The 18,576-nt window shown below is 61.5% G+C and carries 19 protein-coding genes and 1 pseudogene; 7 read left to right on the top strand and 13 right to left on the bottom strand.

The features are described from left to right. Window positions 1-179: 179 nt before the first annotated feature. The 5 genes from SC1_RS21195 to SC1_RS21210 all read right to left on the bottom strand — a co-directional run bounded on the left by SC1_RS21195 (window position 180) and on the right by SC1_RS21210 (window position 3,816). Window positions 180-758, bottom strand: coding sequence for a carbonic anhydrase (locus SC1_RS21195; protein WP_238586819.1), 579 nt, complete (start codon window positions 756-758; stop codon window positions 180-182). A gap of 216 nt (window positions 759-974) precedes the next feature. Beyond that, window positions 975-1,271, bottom strand: coding sequence for a zf-TFIIB domain-containing protein (locus SC1_RS21200; RefSeq protein WP_062186723.1), 297 nt, complete (start codon window positions 1,269-1,271; stop codon window positions 975-977). A gap of 3 nt (window positions 1,272-1,274) precedes the next feature. Continuing rightward, window positions 1,275-1,547, bottom strand: coding sequence for a DUF465 domain-containing protein (locus SC1_RS21700; RefSeq protein ID WP_370568767.1), 273 nt, complete (start codon window positions 1,545-1,547; stop codon window positions 1,275-1,277). A gap of 137 nt (window positions 1,548-1,684) precedes the next feature. Next, entirely contained in the window at window positions 1,685-2,587 is a 903-nt protein-coding gene (locus SC1_RS21205; protein WP_062186724.1) for a hydrogen peroxide-inducible genes activator, read from the bottom strand. 344 nt (window positions 2,588-2,931) lie between these two features. Continuing rightward, complete coding sequence (locus SC1_RS21210; RefSeq protein WP_062186726.1) at window positions 2,932-3,816, bottom strand: LysR family transcriptional regulator; 885 nt, start codon at window positions 3,814-3,816, stop codon at window positions 2,932-2,934. A gap of 204 nt (window positions 3,817-4,020) precedes the next feature. Here SC1_RS21210 and SC1_RS21215 point away from each other — a divergent pair, with 204 nt between their 5' ends. The 6 genes and pseudogenes from SC1_RS21215 to SC1_RS21235 all read left to right on the top strand — a co-directional run bounded on the left by SC1_RS21215 (window position 4,021) and on the right by SC1_RS21235 (window position 8,492). Further along, window positions 4,021-4,716 carry a type 1 glutamine amidotransferase domain-containing protein gene (locus SC1_RS21215; RefSeq protein WP_062187113.1) on the top strand — a complete coding sequence of 232 codons (696 nt, stop codon included), beginning with the start codon at window positions 4,021-4,023 and terminating at the stop codon, window positions 4,714-4,716. Between the two features lie 3 nt (window positions 4,717-4,719). Then, on the top strand, window positions 4,720-5,175 hold the full coding sequence (locus SC1_RS21220) for a VOC family protein (RefSeq protein ID WP_062186727.1): 456 nt from the start codon (window positions 4,720-4,722) through the stop codon (window positions 5,173-5,175). A gap of 92 nt (window positions 5,176-5,267) precedes the next feature. Then, a pseudogene (locus tag SC1_RS22515) lies at window positions 5,268-5,573 on the top strand (oxidoreductase); the annotation flags it as partial. Beyond that, window positions 5,570-6,715, top strand: a complete 1,146-nt coding sequence (locus SC1_RS21225) for an L-dopachrome tautomerase-related protein (protein WP_062186728.1) — start codon at window positions 5,570-5,572, stop codon at window positions 6,713-6,715. The pseudogene SC1_RS22515 and the gene SC1_RS21225, both read left to right, overlap by 4 nt. A gap of 62 nt (window positions 6,716-6,777) precedes the next feature. Continuing rightward, the gene (locus SC1_RS21230) at window positions 6,778-7,335 is read left to right on the top strand and encodes a hypothetical protein (protein WP_062186729.1); all 558 of its coding nucleotides are present in this window, start codon (window positions 6,778-6,780) and stop codon (window positions 7,333-7,335) included. A 128-nt stretch (window positions 7,336-7,463) separates the two neighbouring features. Continuing rightward, entirely contained in the window at window positions 7,464-8,492 is a 1,029-nt protein-coding gene (locus SC1_RS21235) for an IS110 family transposase (RefSeq protein WP_062186730.1), read from the top strand. A 280-nt stretch (window positions 8,493-8,772) separates the two neighbouring features. Here SC1_RS21235 and SC1_RS21240 read toward each other — a convergent pair whose 3' ends face one another. Continuing rightward, window positions 8,773-10,785 carry a beta-galactosidase gene (locus tag SC1_RS21240; protein WP_238586804.1) on the bottom strand — a complete coding sequence of 671 codons (2,013 nt, stop codon included), beginning with the start codon at window positions 10,783-10,785 and terminating at the stop codon, window positions 8,773-8,775. 108 nt (window positions 10,786-10,893) lie between these two features. On the opposite strand from SC1_RS21240, the gene SC1_RS21245 reads away from it, so the two are divergent. Continuing rightward, window positions 10,894-11,556: a TetR/AcrR family transcriptional regulator gene (locus SC1_RS21245; protein WP_062186734.1), complete on the top strand. Its 663-nt coding sequence runs from the start codon at window positions 10,894-10,896 to the stop codon at window positions 11,554-11,556. 5 nt (window positions 11,557-11,561) lie between these two features. Here the strand turns inward: SC1_RS21245 and SC1_RS21250 are convergent, their stop codons facing one another. The 7 genes from SC1_RS21250 to SC1_RS21280 all read right to left on the bottom strand — a co-directional run bounded on the left by SC1_RS21250 (window position 11,562) and on the right by SC1_RS21280 (window position 18,525). Next, window positions 11,562-12,305 carry a Coq4 family protein gene (locus tag SC1_RS21250; protein ID WP_062186737.1) on the bottom strand — a complete coding sequence of 248 codons (744 nt, stop codon included), beginning with the start codon at window positions 12,303-12,305 and terminating at the stop codon, window positions 11,562-11,564. A 26-nt stretch (window positions 12,306-12,331) separates the two neighbouring features. Then, window positions 12,332-13,096 (bottom strand): SDR family NAD(P)-dependent oxidoreductase, encoded by a 765-nt coding sequence (locus tag SC1_RS21255; protein ID WP_062186739.1) that lies wholly within the window; start codon window positions 13,094-13,096, stop codon window positions 12,332-12,334. Further along, the gene (locus tag SC1_RS21260; protein WP_062186741.1) at window positions 13,093-14,040 is read right to left on the bottom strand and encodes an alpha/beta fold hydrolase; all 948 of its coding nucleotides are present in this window, start codon (window positions 14,038-14,040) and stop codon (window positions 13,093-13,095) included. Before SC1_RS21260 ends, SC1_RS21255 begins: the two co-directional genes overlap by 4 nt. After that, window positions 14,037-15,011 carry a VOC family protein gene (locus SC1_RS21265; RefSeq protein ID WP_062186743.1) on the bottom strand — a complete coding sequence of 325 codons (975 nt, stop codon included), beginning with the start codon at window positions 15,009-15,011 and terminating at the stop codon, window positions 14,037-14,039. Before SC1_RS21265 ends, SC1_RS21260 begins: the two co-directional genes overlap by 4 nt. Before the next feature lies 1 nt (window position 15,012). Continuing rightward, window positions 15,013-16,374: an MFS transporter gene (locus SC1_RS21270; protein WP_083436044.1), complete on the bottom strand. Its 1,362-nt coding sequence runs from the start codon at window positions 16,372-16,374 to the stop codon at window positions 15,013-15,015. Window positions 16,375-16,462: 88 nt separating this feature from the next. After that, window positions 16,463-17,239 carry an SDR family NAD(P)-dependent oxidoreductase gene (locus SC1_RS21275; protein WP_062186747.1) on the bottom strand — a complete coding sequence of 259 codons (777 nt, stop codon included), beginning with the start codon at window positions 17,237-17,239 and terminating at the stop codon, window positions 16,463-16,465. After that, the gene (locus SC1_RS21280; protein ID WP_193749247.1) at window positions 17,236-18,525 is read right to left on the bottom strand and encodes an alpha/beta fold hydrolase; all 1,290 of its coding nucleotides are present in this window, start codon (window positions 18,523-18,525) and stop codon (window positions 17,236-17,238) included. The genes SC1_RS21275 and SC1_RS21280 overlap by 4 nt, the downstream gene beginning before the upstream one ends. Between the last annotated feature and the right edge of the window lie 51 nt (window positions 18,526-18,576).

Here is an 18,576-nt window from a genome sequence, read left to right on the forward strand (position 1 = left end):
GACCGATAGGCTCGCAGCCTGCTCAATCGCCCAATTGGGTGGGTGCCGGCTTGCAGCAGAATGTCATGCACAATCATTTGCCTTCGCTAAAATACCGAGCGCAATTTTTCACACAGTTCGCTGGCTGTAGATCCGTAGTTTCCCGAGGCGGCGTCGATGTTCATGAGGAACCTGCGAACCTAAGCGGCAGGGACTTCGAAAAAATCGACCGCCCCGCTTGCTAGTTCGTAGTAGGCGCCCACGACCAACAGCTCTCCCCGCTTTTGCGGATCGAGAATGATCGGCGACGCGTCTTCGCGCAGTTCGCGTACCACGTGCCGCACATTCTGCCGTACTGCTGCTTCGATGCAGCCGTCGCCGCAGGTTCCAGCCTCGAGAACGGCCGGGATGATCGGCTGGATCATCTTGCCGATGTTGCCGGGAAACCGGGCATTTTCCCGCACGACCGCCATAGCGGCTTGGACCGCGCCGCATGCCTCATGTCCCATGACGACGATCAACGGGACACCCAGGACCGAGACTGCAAACTCGAGGCTGCCCAGCGCCGACGTGTCGAGCGTGTTGCCCGCGTTGCGGACAATGAACAGTTCCCCAAGCCCGCGGCCGAACAATAGCTCGGGCGGCACCCGCGAGTCAGAACAGCTCACATAGGCTGCGAACGGCGACTGTCCCGCTGCCAGACGCAGCCGAACTGCCCGATCGAGCGGTGGTTGCAAGCGGTCGTCGCTGAGGAAGGCGCGATTGCCCTCGCGCAGCACCGCCAAGGCTTCTTCGGGACGGATCATGTTTGCACCAACGCAACGGTCAGAACTGCAGATGTCGTCACCCAGCCCGCATATATGGCCAACTTGAACCTGGAAAAGCTCACAATCGCGCTCCTGGCTTCACCCGTTGTGATCGGTTCGGCGCCTGAACAGCCCGCTGGGCAGACGGATAGCGAAGGAGCTCGGCGACATCCTTTGGGGCTACCGACATCAGTCGAACAGCTCAGATAAAAAGGACTTCTTCCGCTTGTCGGGCCGGTACCGGTAATCGTCGTCCCTGTGATAGGCATCCGGCCGATAGCCGGGACTGGAACGCGGTGCCTCCCGCGGCTGCGGCGCAGCCTCGCGCACGCTCCGCTCGATGATCTTGTCGAGTTCGCCGCGATCGAGCCATACGCCGCGGCGCGTCTGGCAGTAGTCGATCTCGACCCCGGCGCGGTCGGACAGGGTGAGCCCCGTCCGGCAAAGCGGACAGGGCATTGCGGCGACGTCGGCTGCGCTGCGCATGGCTCAAGCCATCCCTTCTGGACGGGATCGAATAAGACGGTGCAGGCGATCCTTCACCGCGAGCTTCAGCTTCTTCAATTGCAGCAGGCGAAAGGGATCGGGTGCTCGCCGCTTTTGCTCGCGGCGGATTTCTGCGTCGAGCCGACTATGTGCTAGCGTCAGCCGGTAAAAGAACGGATTCATTTTGCCTCTCCAATCGATGGTTTGATCGATCGGCCAGCGCGCAATCTCCTCGCTAGGCCGTGGAGATTGGCCTGGGCCGATGCGGTCCGACATCGCGGCTGCTGGGAAAGGCAGCCACCAGAGGGGCCCGGTCCGCGAGAGTGATATTGCACGGACCGCCGATAGAGATCCAATTGGATTTTGCCGTTAAGGTAATAGCCAAAGCCTATCGCATTGGTTGCGGTTAAAGCTCAACCCATCAATTGTTGGGCGTCCGTGCCGATCCGTTCAGCGATGAAGCGGTAAGCATCGCTATAGGCGGCTCCCGTCCGCCAAGCGGCAGCTATGGTGCGGGTAAAGTCCCAGCCTTCGACCTCAAGCACAACCGAACCTTCGCGGCCCAGCACATCGGTTCGGATATAGAGTTCAGGCAGCACCGCGAGCCCAACTCCGGACACGGCCATCTGATGAATGCTGTCCAAGCTGGTGCCTTCGTAATCTCGCAGCAACTCCATACCGAAGCCGGAACAGATCTCCGAAACTTGGCGATGGAGGTGATGACGCCGATCCAGGCAAAGCACTTGCAGTCCTGCCAGATCATCGATGTGAAGGGTTTGCTGGGCAGCCAGTGCATGGTCGGACGCCGCGACGAGCAGGAGCCGCTCGTCAAACAACGGCGCGACTTTCAGGTCGACGCCATCAATCGGAAGGGGACTCAATAGCATGTCCAGATCTGCACGTGACAGTTCAAGCGCCTGCTCTTGCGGAATTCCATCGCGGATATGAAGACGCAAATCTGGCTGCTCGCGATGGAGCGCCGCCACGATCGGCGGCATCAAATAGGGGCCCAAAGTAGGCGTAACTCCGAGACGAACGGTGCCGACCAATCGTTCGCCCGCGCGCCGCGCCAGATCACGAATATCCCGCACCTCGACGACGAGCCGCCGGGCCCGGGCGGTGATTTCGCGGCCGATTGGGGTGAGCTGTGCACCCGACGAGTGCCGCTCGATCAGAACGACGCCAAGCCTAGCCTCGAGGGCATGCAATTGCTGACTCAAGGTTGGCTGCGAAACATTGCAGGCCTGCGCGGCGCGCCCGAAATTGTTGAGGTCGGCGACTGCGACGAGATATTCAAGCTGGCGTAATGTGGGCATCACTTAACCTTGCTGTTGGCCAAGCGGCCTAAGTCGCTCCAATCTCATTCTCATATGGTGGGGCGGGAACGGCCGCAATTAGTTATGGGTTCAACGCTCACCGCTGTTGACGGTGTTTCACCTGTCAGCGCGTAAATTCATTAGATTGCTAAGGACCGCCTCAAACGTGGCGTCGAGAAGTGAAAAATACTAGGAACTTATAGATCATCGTTGAGGCTTTGAACGATGCGGCTCGCGACGGTATCGATATGGCGTGACGTCACCCATGAGACAGACCGACAAATGGCGATTATCTTCGTTCGACACCCAGAAGCTGTCAGCCCGCAAACGGCCAATAGGCGTCGTCACAATGATATTCGGAGTGCAGCGATCAGGGCGTCGCGCGCAATGGCAACGCGCGGGTGGCGCAGCGATGAGCGCGCCCAGACGAGGTAGAATGCGTTGCGCGGCACCGTAATGGGCGCGGTTATCTCGATCAGTGTGCAGACCGCGCGTTCGCTGCGGGTGAGATAGCCGGGTAGCACGGTCCAGCCGAGGCCCGCGCACAATCCCGACCGTAGCACTCTCAAATCAGGCGCGGTCAGGGCCGGCTGGTTCGTCAGTTCGATCTGGTTTGCTTCGAGCCAGGTTCGCAGCAGCGGCCGGTCGAGATCGTAAGCGAGGTGGGCTGTTTGATTGAGCCCTTCAGCCAGCGGCAATGCGGCAATCCGGCCCGCCACGGCGGGAGATGCTACGGCGCGCAGGTGCTCCTCGCCCAGCGCATGGAAGGCCAGCCGCGGATCTTCGGGTTGCGAGGCGGTGACGGCCAGATGTACCTTGTCTTCGAGCAGCATGGCATACAGCGCATCGCGCCCGCCGATATGCAGGCGCAGGGCCAGCCCCGCATCCAGAAGCGGGGCCAATCGGGGCGTGATCATCTCTCCCAGCAAGTCCGACGGCGCGGCAATATGGACTGTGCCTGAAATGCGCGACGAACGGGCCCGCGCGGTGGCCAGGGCCGATTCCGCCGTGTCGAGGCTATTTCCGATCGAAGCTGCGAGGTCGTCGGCAATCGCTGTCGGTCGAACGCCCCGCGAATGGCGATCGAACAGGGGATGGCCCAATTGCGCTTCCAGCGAGGCGATGTGCTGCGAAGCCGCCGGTTGGGTGATGCCGATTGTCCGGGCCGCCTCGCTCAGGGATCGACGACGGTAGACTTCGACGAAAGTGCGCAACTGCAAAAGGGACATTCTGGTTCCATAAACGGATTTATGGTCGTCCGCTATTCCCCTTGGATTTTCTGATGCCGCATTACGCATATCTTGGTCGCGGAAAGGAACGACGAATGCGCTCGCCGCCAACTGCTGAAAGCCCACTGCTGCCATTGCAGTTGGTCCGGCCGCACCGGGCGCGTTCGCTCGTGCCCGTTACATCAATGAAAAGGACAATTGACGATGACCCGCATACTCATGGTAACCACCTCCGCCGACCGCATGACCCCCGGCACGGAGCCGACCGGTGTCTGGCTCGAAGAGCTGACGACGCCTTATTACGCTTTCCGCGACGCAGGCGTCGAAGTGACGCTCGCCTCCATCAAGGGCGGCGCGGTTCCGGTCGATCAGCGCAGCGTCAACGCCAACGGTGAGAATGATGCCTCGGTCGAGCGCTATCTGAAGGACGCGGCACTGAAGGCGGAGGTCGCCAATACGCACGTCTTCACCAGCATCGATCCCGCCGGCTACGACGCGCTGTTCCTGCCGGGCGGCCATGGAACCATGTTCGACTATCCCGGCAGCGACGAACTGGCGCGGCTGGTCGAGGGGTTCGATCGCGAGGGCAAGGTCGTTGCCGCCGTCTGCCACGGGCCGGCCGGCCTCGTGTCGGCGAAGAAGGCCGATGGGTCTCCCTTCGTCGCCGGTCGCCGCGTGGCGGGCTTCACCGACAGCGAGGAGCGTGCGGTCGGGCTGGACAAAGCGGTGCCGTTCCTTCTCGAAAGCCGCCTCCGGGAGCTGGGCGGGAAGCATGAAGGCGGTCCCGACTTCGCGCCCTTTGCGCTTCGCGACGGCAATCTCGTGACGGGCCAGAACCCCGCCAGTGCGACCCGCACCGCCGCGCTGGTGATGGAAGCCCTCCAGCAGAAAGCCGCCTGAGCCATGCATTATCTCCACACCATGGTTCGCGTCGCCGATCCCGAAGCGACAATTCGCTTCTTCAACCTGCTGGGTCTCGAGGAGACCCGGCGGATGGAGAATGAGGCAGGTCGCTTCACCCTCATCTTCCTCGCTGCCGACGAGGACTTTCGCGGCGAGGGCGAGCGCGCCGCCGCGGAGGTCGAGCTGACCTACAATTGGCCGCGCAAAGACGGCAGCGCAGGCGAGACCTATTCGGACGGCCGCAACTTCGGTCACCTCGCCTACCGCGTCGACGACATTTACGAGACCTGCGCACGATTGCAGGCTGGCGGGGTGACCATCAACCGCCCGCCGCGCGACGGGCACATGGCCTTCGTCCGCTCGCCCGACGGCATCTCGATCGAACTGCTCCAGAAAGGCGATCGCAAGGCCCCGGCCGAGCCGTGGGCGTCGATGCCGAACACGGGCGAATGGTGAGGGCCCAGCTTTTCGAACCTTTGACGGTCGGCGGGCTGCGGCTCGCCAACCGCATTCGGTGGTCGACGGCCGTCTTGTGACAGGCCAGAACCGGCCTCGATCCGCGTCAGCAGATCCCCGTGGATCCGAATTACCAGGTGCCCCTGGCTCGGACCGTCAAGGACGCCGGGACAATGCCGGTCATCCCGGTCGGGCTCATCACCGATCCGCAGTAGGCCGAGGAGATCCTGGAGAGTGGCGAGGCGGACGCCATCGCCATCGCGCTGACTGCGCTGTGGGACCCGCGCTGGCCTTGGCACGTTGCCGCCGCACTCGGCGCGGCGGTCGCCGCGCCTCCTCAATATCTCCGTTCCGAGCCGCACGAGGCTGGACTGATCCTGAAGGAAAAAACGTCATGACGCTCACCGCCAAACTGCTTCTCGCCGCCGCCGTCACCTCGCTGTCCGCCTGTGCGACCACTCGCGAGATGGCCGCTCCGAAGATCGAGCGGGTCGCGACCTTCGAGGGCGCGATGCCGACCGGAGTCACCGTCGCGCCCAATGGCCGGGTTTTTGTGAACTTCCCGCAATGGGGCGACAATGCGCCGTTCACGGTCGCCGAACTGGTCGACGGCAAGGCCGTGCCCTATCCCGACGCCGTCACCAACCGGCCCGATCCCTCCGACCCGGCAGGACACTTCATCTCGGTCCAGAGTGTGGTCGCTGATGGCGCCAACCGGCTCTGGGTGCTCGACACGGCGGCGCCCAATTTCTCGAAGCCCCAGGCTGGCGGCGCGAAGCTCGTCGCCATCGACCTCGCGACCGATCGTATCGTGAAGACGATCGTTCTGCCGCCCAGCGTGGTGCTCGACACGACCTATCTCAACGATGTTCGCTTCGATCTCCGCAAGGGCGCTGAGGGCGTCGCCTACATCACCGATAGCAGCAACGCGGGCGTCGGCGGCATCATCGTCGTCGATATCGCCAGCGGGCGTTCGATCCGCCGCCTGTCGAACCATGCGACTACCAATCCCGAGCCCGGCTTCACCCCGACCGTCGAAGGCGCGGTGCTGATGAACCGCCCGGCCGATGGGCCCGCGACGCCGGTCGCGATCGCCAGCGATGCGATCGCGCTCAGCGCCGACGGCAGCATGCTGTATTACGGCCCGCTGTCGGGCCGCACGCTGCACGCGGTGCCGACGGCCATGCTGCGCGACCCCGCGGTGTCCGAGGAGGAACTCGGCCACGCGGTTCGCAGCTTGGGGCGCAAAGGTGCCTCGGATGGGATAGCCGAAGACGACCGGGGCCGCGTGTTCGCCGGCGACTACGAGAACAACGCGATCCGCGTGCTCGACCAAGGCCGTTGGTCGACGGTGGTCAGCGACCCGCGCATCAGCTGGCCCGACACACTGTCGATCGGCACGGACGGCTACCTCTACTTCACCGCCAACCAGCTCCACCGCCAGCCCGGCTTCCACGGCGGGCGGGATCTGCGCCGCAAGCCCTATGAACTGCTGCGCATCAGAGTGGGCGCCGGGCCCGTCCTGTTGCGCTCGCAGTGATCCCATCAGGCCGGGCAGGCTCGACATCGCGCCTGCCCGGGCCTTCCCAATGGAGACCTTCTATGGTTGAGCCAATTGTCTCTGACCCGACGGTCGAGCGCTTTCTGCCGCAAATTGCCGACGCGGTCGGCACAGACTTTGCCGCATACCGCAACCACATTTACCGGGTTATGAGCTACGCAGCGCACTTCCTTGGCGACGATCCGAGGGGACGCGAACATATCGCCTTTGCACTTGTTTTCCACGACGTGGGCATGTGGACCGACCACGAATTAGCCTACCTGGAGCCGTCGGAAGTAGTGGCCGAGCGCGTGCGAGCCCAGCACGCGGCGCATCTCGATGCCGCACTCGTCGCCAACATCATACACTGGCATCACAAGCTACTGTCGTTTGCAGGGCCAGACGCCGAGATCGTGAACGCCGCGCGCAAGGGCGACTGGATCGACGCAAGCATGGGCATGGTGCGGCATGGCGTGACCCGCAAACAGGTGGCTGCCATAGAGAAGGCAATACCCGTATTGGGCTTCCCGGAGGTGCTAATGCGCCTCTCCAAAGATCTGCGCCATGGCAACCGTTTCGCCGGACTTTGGCGGGTACTCACTCGGGTCTACAAGGTTTGACCGTTGAAGGTGCGAAGGCAGAATATCTCGCTCGCTGACTGAAAGCCGAATGTCCGCTAATGATGTCGTGGACGGCTCTCCATCCCCCTGCGGTATGAACCGCAGGATGAGCTGGAAGGAGAGCCACGATGGAGAAGATTGCGACGATCGGGTTGGATATCGCGAAGTCGGTGTTTCAGGTCCACGGTATTGATGCCGCAGGAGAGGTCGTGGTGCGCAAGCGCCTGAGCCGAGCGCGGGTGATTCCATTCTTCGCCAAGCTGCCGCGGTGCCTGGTCGGTATCGAGGCTTGCAACACCTCGCATCACTGGGCCCGCGAGCTGATCGCGCTGGGGCACGATGTCCGTTTGATGCCGGCGCAATATGTGAAGCCCTATGTAAAGCGCGGCAAGAACGACGCTGCTGATGCTGAGGCGATCTGTGAGGCGGTGACGCGGCCCACGATGCGGTTTGTCGCGGTGAAGACGCCGGAACAGCAGAGCGTTATGATGCTCCACCGGGTGCGGCTGATGCTCAACCGTCAGCGTACTCAGCTATCGAACGCGATGCGGGCGCATATGTCGGAGTTCGGGATCGTGGCGCCGGTCGGACGTATGGGGCTCGAGCGCCTGCTGGCGATCATCGCCGACCGAGATGATGAGAGCATACCTGCCGATGCCCGTATCTGCCTCGAGATGCTTGGCGCGCAGCTGGCGGTCGTGAAGGAGCAGATCCTCGAGAACGACCGTCGTATCCGCTCCAGTGCCCGCGAGACGGAAGTTGGGCGGCGGCTCATGGAGATACCCGGCGTCGGGCCGCTGCTTGCGAGCGCCTTCGTTGCCAGCGTCGCCGACCCTCGCATGTTCAAGACGGGCCGTGACCTCGCCGCGTGGATCGGCCTGGTGCCTCGACAGAACTCTAGTGGCGGCAAGGAGCGGCTCGGCGGCATATCGCGCGCGGGCAACCGATATCTGCGCCAGATGCTCGTAGTTGGTGCGATGGCTGTCATCCGCCATGCCGAACGACATGGCACCAAGCGGGCTTGGCTGCTGCAGCTTCTATCACGGCGCGCGACAAAGGTCGCTGCGGTCGCCCTCGCGAACAAGACCGCGCGCATGGTCTGGGCGCTGATGACGAGCGGTGAGCATTATCGCGAACCAGTGGTGGCACACGCGTAGGAGATCAGGCGCCGCGAGCCGTGGCGCCGACGATGTTGGGAAGGGCGGATAGGAGCTGATGCACGAAGCCGGTTGAAACCGCCGGATCAGGAAAACCCATTTTGGCCGGTGCACCTCGAGTGCGAGCTAATGGTCGGGACCCGATCCGCGCGAAAGGCATCATGGCCAGCGGCGATCAACAATGCCGCATCAAAGGCCGGACACATGGCCGCACCAACCAGCAGGTCGCATCGCACCTAGAAACCGCTTGCCAACGGAGGGCCGTCCACACACGGCCATCTTATGCCTTGGAAATTCCAGTCAAATTTTGATCAATGTGTGGCACGGTTACGATGTTATGAAAAATGGCGACCCCCGCACTTTCGACGTGGCGCTCGCCAAGCATAAGCTCGCCCTCGACGCTTAATGGAACCGCCTGAGGATCCTTAGCATAATTGAAAGCGAAAATATGGTCGCCCGCCTGCCGAAGACGCAGGCCTTCTGGTAAATCGTGGGTGGTTAAGTCGGTGTTGCTAATGGCGCGAACAAGAAGCTCGTGCACGAGATTCTGCGTCGGCCAAGCGCCAAGATAGCGGATACCGCCCGCGCGCCAGCTGGCAATCGTGCCATCCCCAGCGATCAACTCGGGCTCGGCGTCGGTTTCCAAATGTTCCAACCATTGCGTGATTTGCCAGTCGTCGCCGCAATGCTCCAAACCGGGGCGTAGGCTCTCGACCCGCGCGACCTTGCCCGGGAACAATGGGCCGGGTGGCAGCCCGTTGGGAATTGCAAAATCAGAATCGCGACTGCACGAACGTGGTCCGATGATAACCTGACCCTTGAATTGCTCCAGATTACGCAGCAGTATCTCAGGCACGATCGGCAAGCACGGGACGACACACAGCGCATAGCCGTCGAGCGATGCGGAAGGATGGACGATATCAACGTTCAGCCCCATTCGGCGAAGCCCCGAGTAAAAATCGAAAGCCGCCCACAGCGCTGATAGACCGGCCCCTTGCGGCTGGATGCTTGTCACCCAGTCGGCCTCATATGAAAATATCAAGGCAACGTGTCGGGGCGCCGAGCCCAACGACCCGAGTTCACGAATCTCACTGGCAACCTGTGCGACCTCTCCCAGTGCTGGGGCTGACCCATCATCGGGTCGGAGCAGGCCGGCGTGCAATTGTTCTTGCCCGAACGGCGCTTGTCGCCAGCGAAAATAGCTGACCAATTCAGCGCCATGAGCCATCGCTTCCAAGGTCCAGAGGCGGACCATCCCGGCCATGGGCGCTGGATTATGCCGCGCCCAGTTTACTGGTCCCGGCTGCTGCTCCAAGATCCACCACCGGCCGGTCGCCGCACATCCGCGATACAGATCATGATGAAAAGCCGCGATGTCGGGATGACCTTGGCGCGCGTAAGCAAGCTTCTCAGCGTCCGAAAAGCGGAAAGACTCGAGAAAGCCAAGCGGGTAACTGTCCCATCCGACCGCGTCGAGATCGGCCGCGACGGCGTGATGGTCGAAATCGGTGAAGAAACCCATGAAATTGTGGGTTACGTCGCGTCCCGGCGACAGCTCGCGCAAAATATCGACCTGCGCCCGGTTGAAGGTCTCCACCTCATGCGACGCAAAGCGGCGAAAGGCCAGCCAATGCGCCGGATTCGCCTCGGTGACCGTCAGATTGGGCAGTTCAACTTCGTCGAAGGCACGGTACTCCATGCTCCAGAAGACATTCCCCCACGCTGCATTGAGCGCGCCTATCCCGTCGTAACGGGCTTCCAGCCAGCGCCGGAATCCGTCTCTGGCCGCATCGGAAAAGCTCTGCACCGTGTCATGACAGCCATATTCATTGTCGGTCTGCCATGCGACAATGGCGGGATGCCGACCGTATCGCTTCGCAACCGCGCGAGTGATACGCGCCGCCTCGGCGCGGTAGCCAGCATGGCTGAAACAATAGTGGCGCCGCGATCCAAATTTGCGGGGCTTCCCGTCGCGGTCTACCGCCAGCATATCGGGCATCCGATCCACCAGCCATTTGGGCGGCGTCGCCGTCGGTGTGCCGATGATGACACCCAATCCCGAGTCGTGAAGCGTTTCGATGGCGCGATCGAGCCAAGCCCAGTCAAATCGTCCCTGTTCTGGCTCGATCCGCGACCAGGCGAATTCGCCGATGCGCACATGCGAAAGGCCGGTTTCGACCATTCGGCGCGCATCTTTCGCCCACTGTTCTTCCGGCCAGTGCTCGGGATAATAGCATACGCCGAGCCGCATGCGCTGGTGCGGACAAATCGCCCTTGGACTGCTGATTTTCAATTTTCTTGCTCTTCCGATGCCGACTGGCCAAAAGTCTATTGGCGAAACATCCAATTAAATCCGCGCACCGGCGTATTTCCGTGAACGGTTCGATCGAGGTACGTCGACGTGACTGATGCTCTTAAGAGACCGACCAAAACGTCGCGAAAACGCGTTCGTCTGGCGCCGCAAGAACGGCAGTCGCTGATACTCGATCACACTGCGGAAATCGTCGCCCGCGACGGCGTTTCGACGCTGTCGATGGACAGCATCAGCCGGCAAGCCGGTATCAGCAAGTCGCTGGTCTATAATTATTTCCCGAACGTCACCGATCTTTTGCGGCAGTTGCTGCAACGCGAATGGCGGCGGCTGCGTCGGCTGCAAGCCGAAGCTGCCGAAAAGGCGGAAACCTTTGAGGGGTTGGTACGAGCGGTGACGCATGTGTACCTCAAATATATCGATGAGCGCGGGCTCCTGATCGAGCGCCTGCAAGCTGAACCTTCCGTCTCCGCCATTCATGATCCGACCGAATTCGGCCGCGACAGCGCCGTCGATTATCTCGCCGACATTGTCGCCGATCATTTCGGTCTGCCGACCGACATCGCTAAGGCGGCTACCGATATCAGCTTTGGCTTGCCAGCGGCAGCGGGGGCGTATCTGCTGCAGCGGAAAATGAGCCGCAAGGAGCTGGAAGATCTGACGGTGACGATGATCCTTGGAACCTTGAACGAGCTCAAGCGCGATTACACGACCCGGCGGCAGCCGATCCGGCGGCGCCGACCGCAGTTCTGATCCTGTCATGCGGCGACCATAAGCAGTTCCGGTGTGTTCACCTGCGGCGTTTCGCCGCTCGCACGCGTGGGGCTCAGACCAAATTCGGCCTGGATGGCCTGCAGAGGCTGATCCAGCCGATCTTCGAAGCGGATAAACTGAATGCTGCGCGCAGACCGGCCATGGCCCCAGCCGTCGGTGATCGCATCCATGGCAGGCTTGATCAGATGGGGATCAACTAACGCCATATGGCCGGTCACGACGGCAATCCACATCGCCGCATAAGGAAAATCCATTTGCGCGAGTTGAAAAGCCTGGAGCGCGAGTTCGCCCAGCGGCGTCGCTGGATATCCCGTCAATACATGATGAAGATCATGCGTCTGAAACCCGCGTAAAACCTTGTAGGCCAGCGCATCAGGCATTCGGTCGATCTTTCCGCTGGCGCGCAGCTCATCGTGCCGTGCGCGATATCCCGCTGCCAACTGTTCGACCAAGTCATTCTCAACCATGAACGCGCGATACGCATGACCGAGCGTGCCAGGCTGGCAGTCATCCAGCGTGGCGAGGCGGAAGTCGGGCGCCAGCCATGCCTCCCGTGCCAAAGGTCCGTGCTCCGGATGATCCAGAATGGCGGCTTCATATTTGGCCATGGCGTCCGCCGGTGCGGTTTCCCACCATTCGTTGTAGAGCCAGTCGACGCCATGGCTGTAGAAATTGTCGATGCTTTTGAGAAATTTCTCACCAAATCCGCGCTCGATGGGGGTGATCATAAGGGTCTCCTGAAAATTGAGGCGCGCTATTTTGCGAGCGTTCCACCATCGACGGGCACCAGCGCGCCGGTCATGAATGCCGCGGCATCGCTCACCAGAAAGGCCAGGACGTCCGCAATTTCTTCAGGCGTTCCATAGCGACCCATTGGCGTGCCCTGCGCCAGCTGCGGTCGCGCCGCTTCAGGGTCGCTCGGCGACAAGCGGCGTTCGAGCTGGAACATCATTTCGGTCGCGGTCGGGCTGGGGCAGAGGGCAAGCACCCTTACCCCGTCGGGCGCAAGGGCGATCGCGGCTGACTTCGTCATGCCGTTCACCGCGAACTTGCTGGCGGTATAACCGAAAATGTTGCCGCTGCCGCCGAACCCCGACACCGATGATGTGTTGACGATCACCCCGCTGCGCTGCGCCTGCATGCAGCGGCCGACATATTTGATGCCAAGATACACGCCGCGAACATTGATAGCCATGATCCGGTCGAAGTCATCTTCGGGATAATCGATGGCGTTGGCGATAGCGCCGGAAATTCCTGCGTTGTTGAAGAGGATATCGACCTTATCTCCCAAGGTAAGAGCAAGATCGATCGCGCCTTGCCAATCGGAAGACTTGACGACGTCGCCGGAAAACGCTGCGACCCGCCCCGCCGATAAGGCAGCGGAATAGTCGGCGTCCGGACGGTCGAACGCTACGACGCTCGCACCCCCCGCGCAGAGCCTTTGGACCGCGGCAAGTCCAATGCCTCGCGCCGCACCGGTGACGATGGCAACACGGCCCGCCAGCGATTGTTCGATCATGATAGTTCAACCTTTTCGTCTGGAAGCAGGGGGTGCTGCGCTACAAATTCGGTGATGAGCTGCGCGCAGCGCGCGGGTGCATCGCGGTGCGGCACATGGCCGGCATCGGCGAGCCGTTCCAACCGGGCATCACGACACGCTTGGACGGCGGCCTCGGCCATGGCTGGTACAAACACAGTGTCCTGATCGCCCCACAGGATCAAAGCGGGGGTCTCGATAAGAGGGGCTGGTACCGAAGCGGGCGAGGGGGCGCAGACATCGACGGCAGGCACGTCAAAGGGCGCGGCGCGGTACCACGCCAGCATCGCCTGCCATACGCCTGACCGGGTCCACGCCTGGCGATAGGCCTCCAAATCGGCTTCGTCGATCTGACCGGCTTGCCGCGGCGCGCTCAAAAAACGATCGAGAAGGGCTTCGACATTAGCCTCTTTGAATACGGCGTCAGCCTCGGTGGACCGTAGGAAGCGAATATATTGGGAGGCTAGACGCTGGTCTGCGTCATGCCATATTAGGTGCTGCAATACCGCCGGCGGAGCGGCGTTGAGTGCGATAAGTCCCGCGACGCGCGCAGGATGGCGCTCCGCGACTGCGAAAGCCAGAACGCCGCCCCAATCATGGCCGCATATATAGGCGCGGGGGATGTCGAGCGCGTCCAGAAGCGCAACAACATCGCCGACCAGAAGATCGAGCCGGTAATCGGCGACGGATCCGGGTCGAGAGGTTCTACCATAGCCTCGCAGATCGGGTGCGATCAGACGAAATGTGCGCGCCATGCGATCCGCCAAGGGGCGCCACGCTGCGGCATGGTCGGGAAAACCGTGGAGAAGCAGCATGGGTGGCCCGCTGCCCTGCTCCAGATAATGTATGTCGAGGCCGTCGACGGGAATGGTTCGGCTTTCTCGCTTTGCCAACGTGACACCGCAGGGCATATCCGTACCGGTCATGCCGCCGCGCCGTCGGCTACGCTTCGATAAGCAGTCCGGGCCGTATCGATGAGCTGACCATCGGGTTTCGCCAACATGGCGCCAACGGTCACCCCGGCACTTGGTCCCGGTTGAAGCAACTCAAAAATATTGCCGTCGGGGTCGCGGCCGAAAGCGACCCGCGCAACGCCGAACTTCATCGGGGCGCCGTGCATTTCGACACCCGCCGCCGCTAACCGCGCGTAGTCGGCGTCGATGTCATCACTCTCGAAGCAAAGGTGATTCCAGCCTATTTCGGCGGCATTCCGCCGTGCTACGGAGATTGTCGCGGGCTGCCGATATTGCCAGAATTCAAGCTCCGCATTGGCGAGACGGAGCCACGCTCCGTCGAACTGGACGTCTGCGATCCCGGCAACGATGTCGAATTTGCGGTCGGGACCGAAGCTGCCGCGCTGATGGACATCGATCCCGGTCAGCATCGCATAAAAGCCGCTGAGGCGTTCGATGTCGGGCGTCACCAGAGCGGTGTGGGCGAACCAGGGCCGCGTTGCTGCCGGCGGCGCCCAGGGCGTGCCTTCCAGTTCGAGCAAATTGCCCTCGGGATCGCGGATGTACGCGTAACTATTTCCCGTCCCTAATCCCGCGGGCCGTGCGTGCGCGCTGGCACCGGCGGCGCGCAGTCCGTCGAACAGGGCGTCGGAAATGTCAGTTTGAAGGCAGATATGGCGTATGCCCGCAGAATAGACTTCGCGGTCAGGACCATTGCTGCCCCGTTCGGCCGCGAACTGAAATATCTCGAGGCAACCCAGCGCCCCTTGCAAAAACGCCCCCCGGGCTCCGGCGTTGGGCAATTGCAACATGGTGCGACTGGCGTCGTTGTCGGCAATTTCGAAGCGGTAAAGGAGCGTAAAACTGCGCTCCTGGGTATAAAATGCGAGAGCCAAGTCGAGATCACTAACCGACAGTCCGGTGTGATGAATACCGGTGATCATGTCAGGCCTCTCCCGTGCCGACTGTGGCAAGTCGCGCATCGATCTCGCCGCGAATGGCGCGGTGGCGTTCCGCCGTCAGGCTGTATCGCCAAGACAAGGCTGCCGCGATGAGCACGAGAACGCAAGGGATGAAACTATAGCTGATGGTCAGCATGAACAATGGTTGTGCGCGCGTCTCGCCCGCTGAGGTATAGCCCACGGCGCCGAGGATCAGCAGGGGAAGCCCGGCTCCAAGCGCATAGCCCATCTTTTGCACCATCGCGATGGCGGCAAAAAACAGTCCTTGCTGACGGTCGAGGGACTCGGCGGTATCGATATCGACGGTGTCGGCAACCATCGCGTTGGGCAGTATTAGCACGCCGCCGTAACAGGTCCCCTTCAGCAGGAAGAGGGCGGTAAAGATCGCCGTGCCGCCGACGGGCACAAAAAACATCAGGGCATTCGTGATTGCCACGATCACGAATGCCACCGTCAAAGCGCGATGCTTTTCGACGCGTTTGGCTAGCCATACCCAAAACGGAACCAGCGCCAGCGCGGTCAGGAAATAGAGAAAATAGATGATACCGATGTTGCTGACGCCAACGACATCGCGAGCGAAAAAGATCGTGATCGTCTGCCGGAATACCTCGCCAATCGTGGCGATCAGCACCACGGTCGTAACCAGCAGAAAGGCGCGGTTCGACCCCAGCATGCGGAGCGCGCTGCGGAGATCGAAAGGCACTTTGCGGATCGGTGCGGCAGGTTCGGGAACCAGAAAAAATGCGATAGCCGCACAGACCGGAAGCGCGATGAAAATGAACGTGCTGATGGCGGCCATGACATCCGCGCTCGTCGCGCCCGGCTGCAACAGCACATAAGCCGGAATCAACGTCGATATGATCAGGCCGAGGATACTGAAAAACTGCGAAACAGAGCTGATGCGTGTTCTGAGGTCATAGTCCGACGAGAGCTCTGCCGCCCAGGCATTATAGGGCAGCTGGATCAGGGTGAAGCCGAAATAGACGAGCGATACCGCCAGCAGGAAATAAAGGATATCGACCCCCGGGGTGGGCCGAAATAGCATATAGACCCCGGCCAGCATGGTGACTGTGCCAAAGAGCAACCACACCCGCCGACGGCCAATGCTGGGGCGCCAGCGATCCGACAAGATGCCGATGATCGGGTCGGTCACAAAGTCGGAGAGTCTTGCAATGATCAGGGCGACGCCAATCATCTGCAAGCTCAGGTTGAGCTGGCCGGAATAAAGCGGGGCCAGATAAATAGCGATCGGTAGACCGATCGTGCCGAGCGGTAGTTGCACCGAACCAAAGGCGACAATTCTCCAGAACCCAATGGCGGGATCGATGGCTGCGGATCGGGTCACGCGCGCAGCGCCTTACACGCGCGACGCATGTGAATTATGCATATCATTCGAGCCAGTGGCACTGGTCTCTCTCCTTTTACCAACCGCCTTACATCGGAAAGATGGAATGACCGCCGTCAAGAACCAACGCCTGGCCGGTCATGAAATTGCTCTGCTGCGACGCAAGATAGACCGCGATCCCCTCCATATCCTCCAACTTGCCTATTTCACCCGATGCGGCGCGGCGGCGGCACGCATCCTGGAAAGCCTTAGGGGTATTGAGCGACATTTCGGTCTCGATGAAGCCGGGAAGTATGGCGTTAACCTGGATGGTCTTTGGTCCCAGTTCGACTGCGAGAGAACGGACCAAGCCGGTGACTGCCGCCTTGGTCAGGCAATAGCCTGCGGAGTTCGGTAGTCCCAGAAGCGCCGCTACCGACGAGGTGACGACAAGCTTTCCTTTCGCCTTCCGGTCCAGCCAATGGCGCGTGGCCAGCTGGAACGTGTCGATAACGCTCAATATGTTGAGGTCATTCGTGGCCGTCCAGGAGTCGCGGTCGAGATCGACAAAGGCACCCCGGACGCCCGCGCCGCCTGCATTGGCAAAACAGCTGTCGATGTGGCCAAAAGCCGCGACAGTTTCTTCGAAGGCAGCGGCTGAAGAGGCTTGATCGGTGACATCGGCCACAAAGCTTCGCGTGGTCCCGCCTAATTGTTGCAGGGCATCCACCGCCGCGGCATTTTTTTCCTCGCTCCGGCCCCAGATCGCCACGCTGGCGCCCGCGCGCGCAAGTCCAGTGGCCATCGCGAGGCCAAGCCCCCCATTGCCGCCCGTCACCAATGCGACATGGCCGCTGAGATCGAACAATTTTCCGCTCACGGTCATTCGCCTGCTTTCTTATGATGCATTTCTAATCCTCTTGCCCAGCGGCGCTGAAATCCGCGCCAATATTCGGGTTGATTATCGCCAGCGACTTGTCCTCCCCATTGCTGGCCAAACCGGCTTGGCCATTGGCCATCGTTGGAGACGGCCGAGGGCAAATCCAGATAGGCAGATTTGCTTGAATCGCCCTTGAGCTGGCGATCTAGAAAGGCGACGATGAAATGTTGGTTGATCGCCGCGATCCGATCTTTGCGCCAAACCGGATCGGTCAACGATTCGATGACTGCAAACTCGGCATTGGGGGGCAATGGCAGTGCGTTCCCGGCAATATTGTGAGCGGCTTCGCGAAACACGAGCAGGTGGCGACTACTGCCCTTGCTCTGCTCAAAAAGCCTTTGAACCCCTTGTTTGAAATCGACGACGTCGTCGCCATCGCCGCTGATGAAGAGTAGCGGTGTTTTTAGTTTGCTGAGTTCGGCATCGCTCCATACGCCTGCCTCCGGTTGACCGCCCCACGGCGCAATCGCGACGATCGCGGTTATCTGGGAGGCGAGCGACGGGTCTGGCGCGGGCATCGTACTGCGGACGGCCGGCGGTAGTTGGGCGAAGGCGGGCGCTACGGGATCGATCGCCGCGCCCGCGGAAATAAGCGCGCCATAACCGCCCATCGAATAGCCGATAAGTCCGACGGCGGAGCCGTCAATGCGCGCCGCGATCGCGGGCGCGGCCAGCTTTCCTGTCAGCAGAGCCTGCATGACCTGCTGCTGGTCCGAGGATCGGGTCAAAAGCACCGTTCCGAACGACGTGGCAAAGGAGGCGGTGTCGCTAAACGGCAGATCGCGATGATCTATCGAAGCGACGATGTAGCCGCGGGACGCCAGAGCCTCTCCGAGCCCGCTGAAATGCTCAGCCCAGCCGCCATAACCGTGCGAAATCACAACCAGCGGGTACTTTAGAGACGTTGCAGGAGGCGCGCCCACCACGGCAATCCCTGTTGCGGCGAGTTCAATCGGCCGCTGACCGGGCAGGGTGTGCGTATGACGATAGGTCGTCGGCAGAGTAGAGGCTGAAGCCGTCGCAGGATACCAAATCCGAATCCCAACTGAACGCGCGCCGACCGCCATTTCCTGATATTCGGTTCCGACGCCATAATCTCCCAAGCCTGACAATGCGGGCATTTCCACTGAAGCTTGCCGTGCTCCAGGCTGCTCGGCGTGAGCAGTCCCTTGCGTCAGCGTCAGCGCGGCTGCAACCGCAGCGGCGGCAAGTCGGCGGGCGACTCTAGTCACAGCGCCGCGCCGCGCCGCGAGCCGCCCGAAAGCGGCCGGCGAAGGATATGT

The organism is Sphingopyxis sp. C-1, from assembly GCF_001047015.1.
Classification (GTDB): Bacteria; Pseudomonadota; Alphaproteobacteria; order Sphingomonadales; family Sphingomonadaceae; genus Sphingopyxis.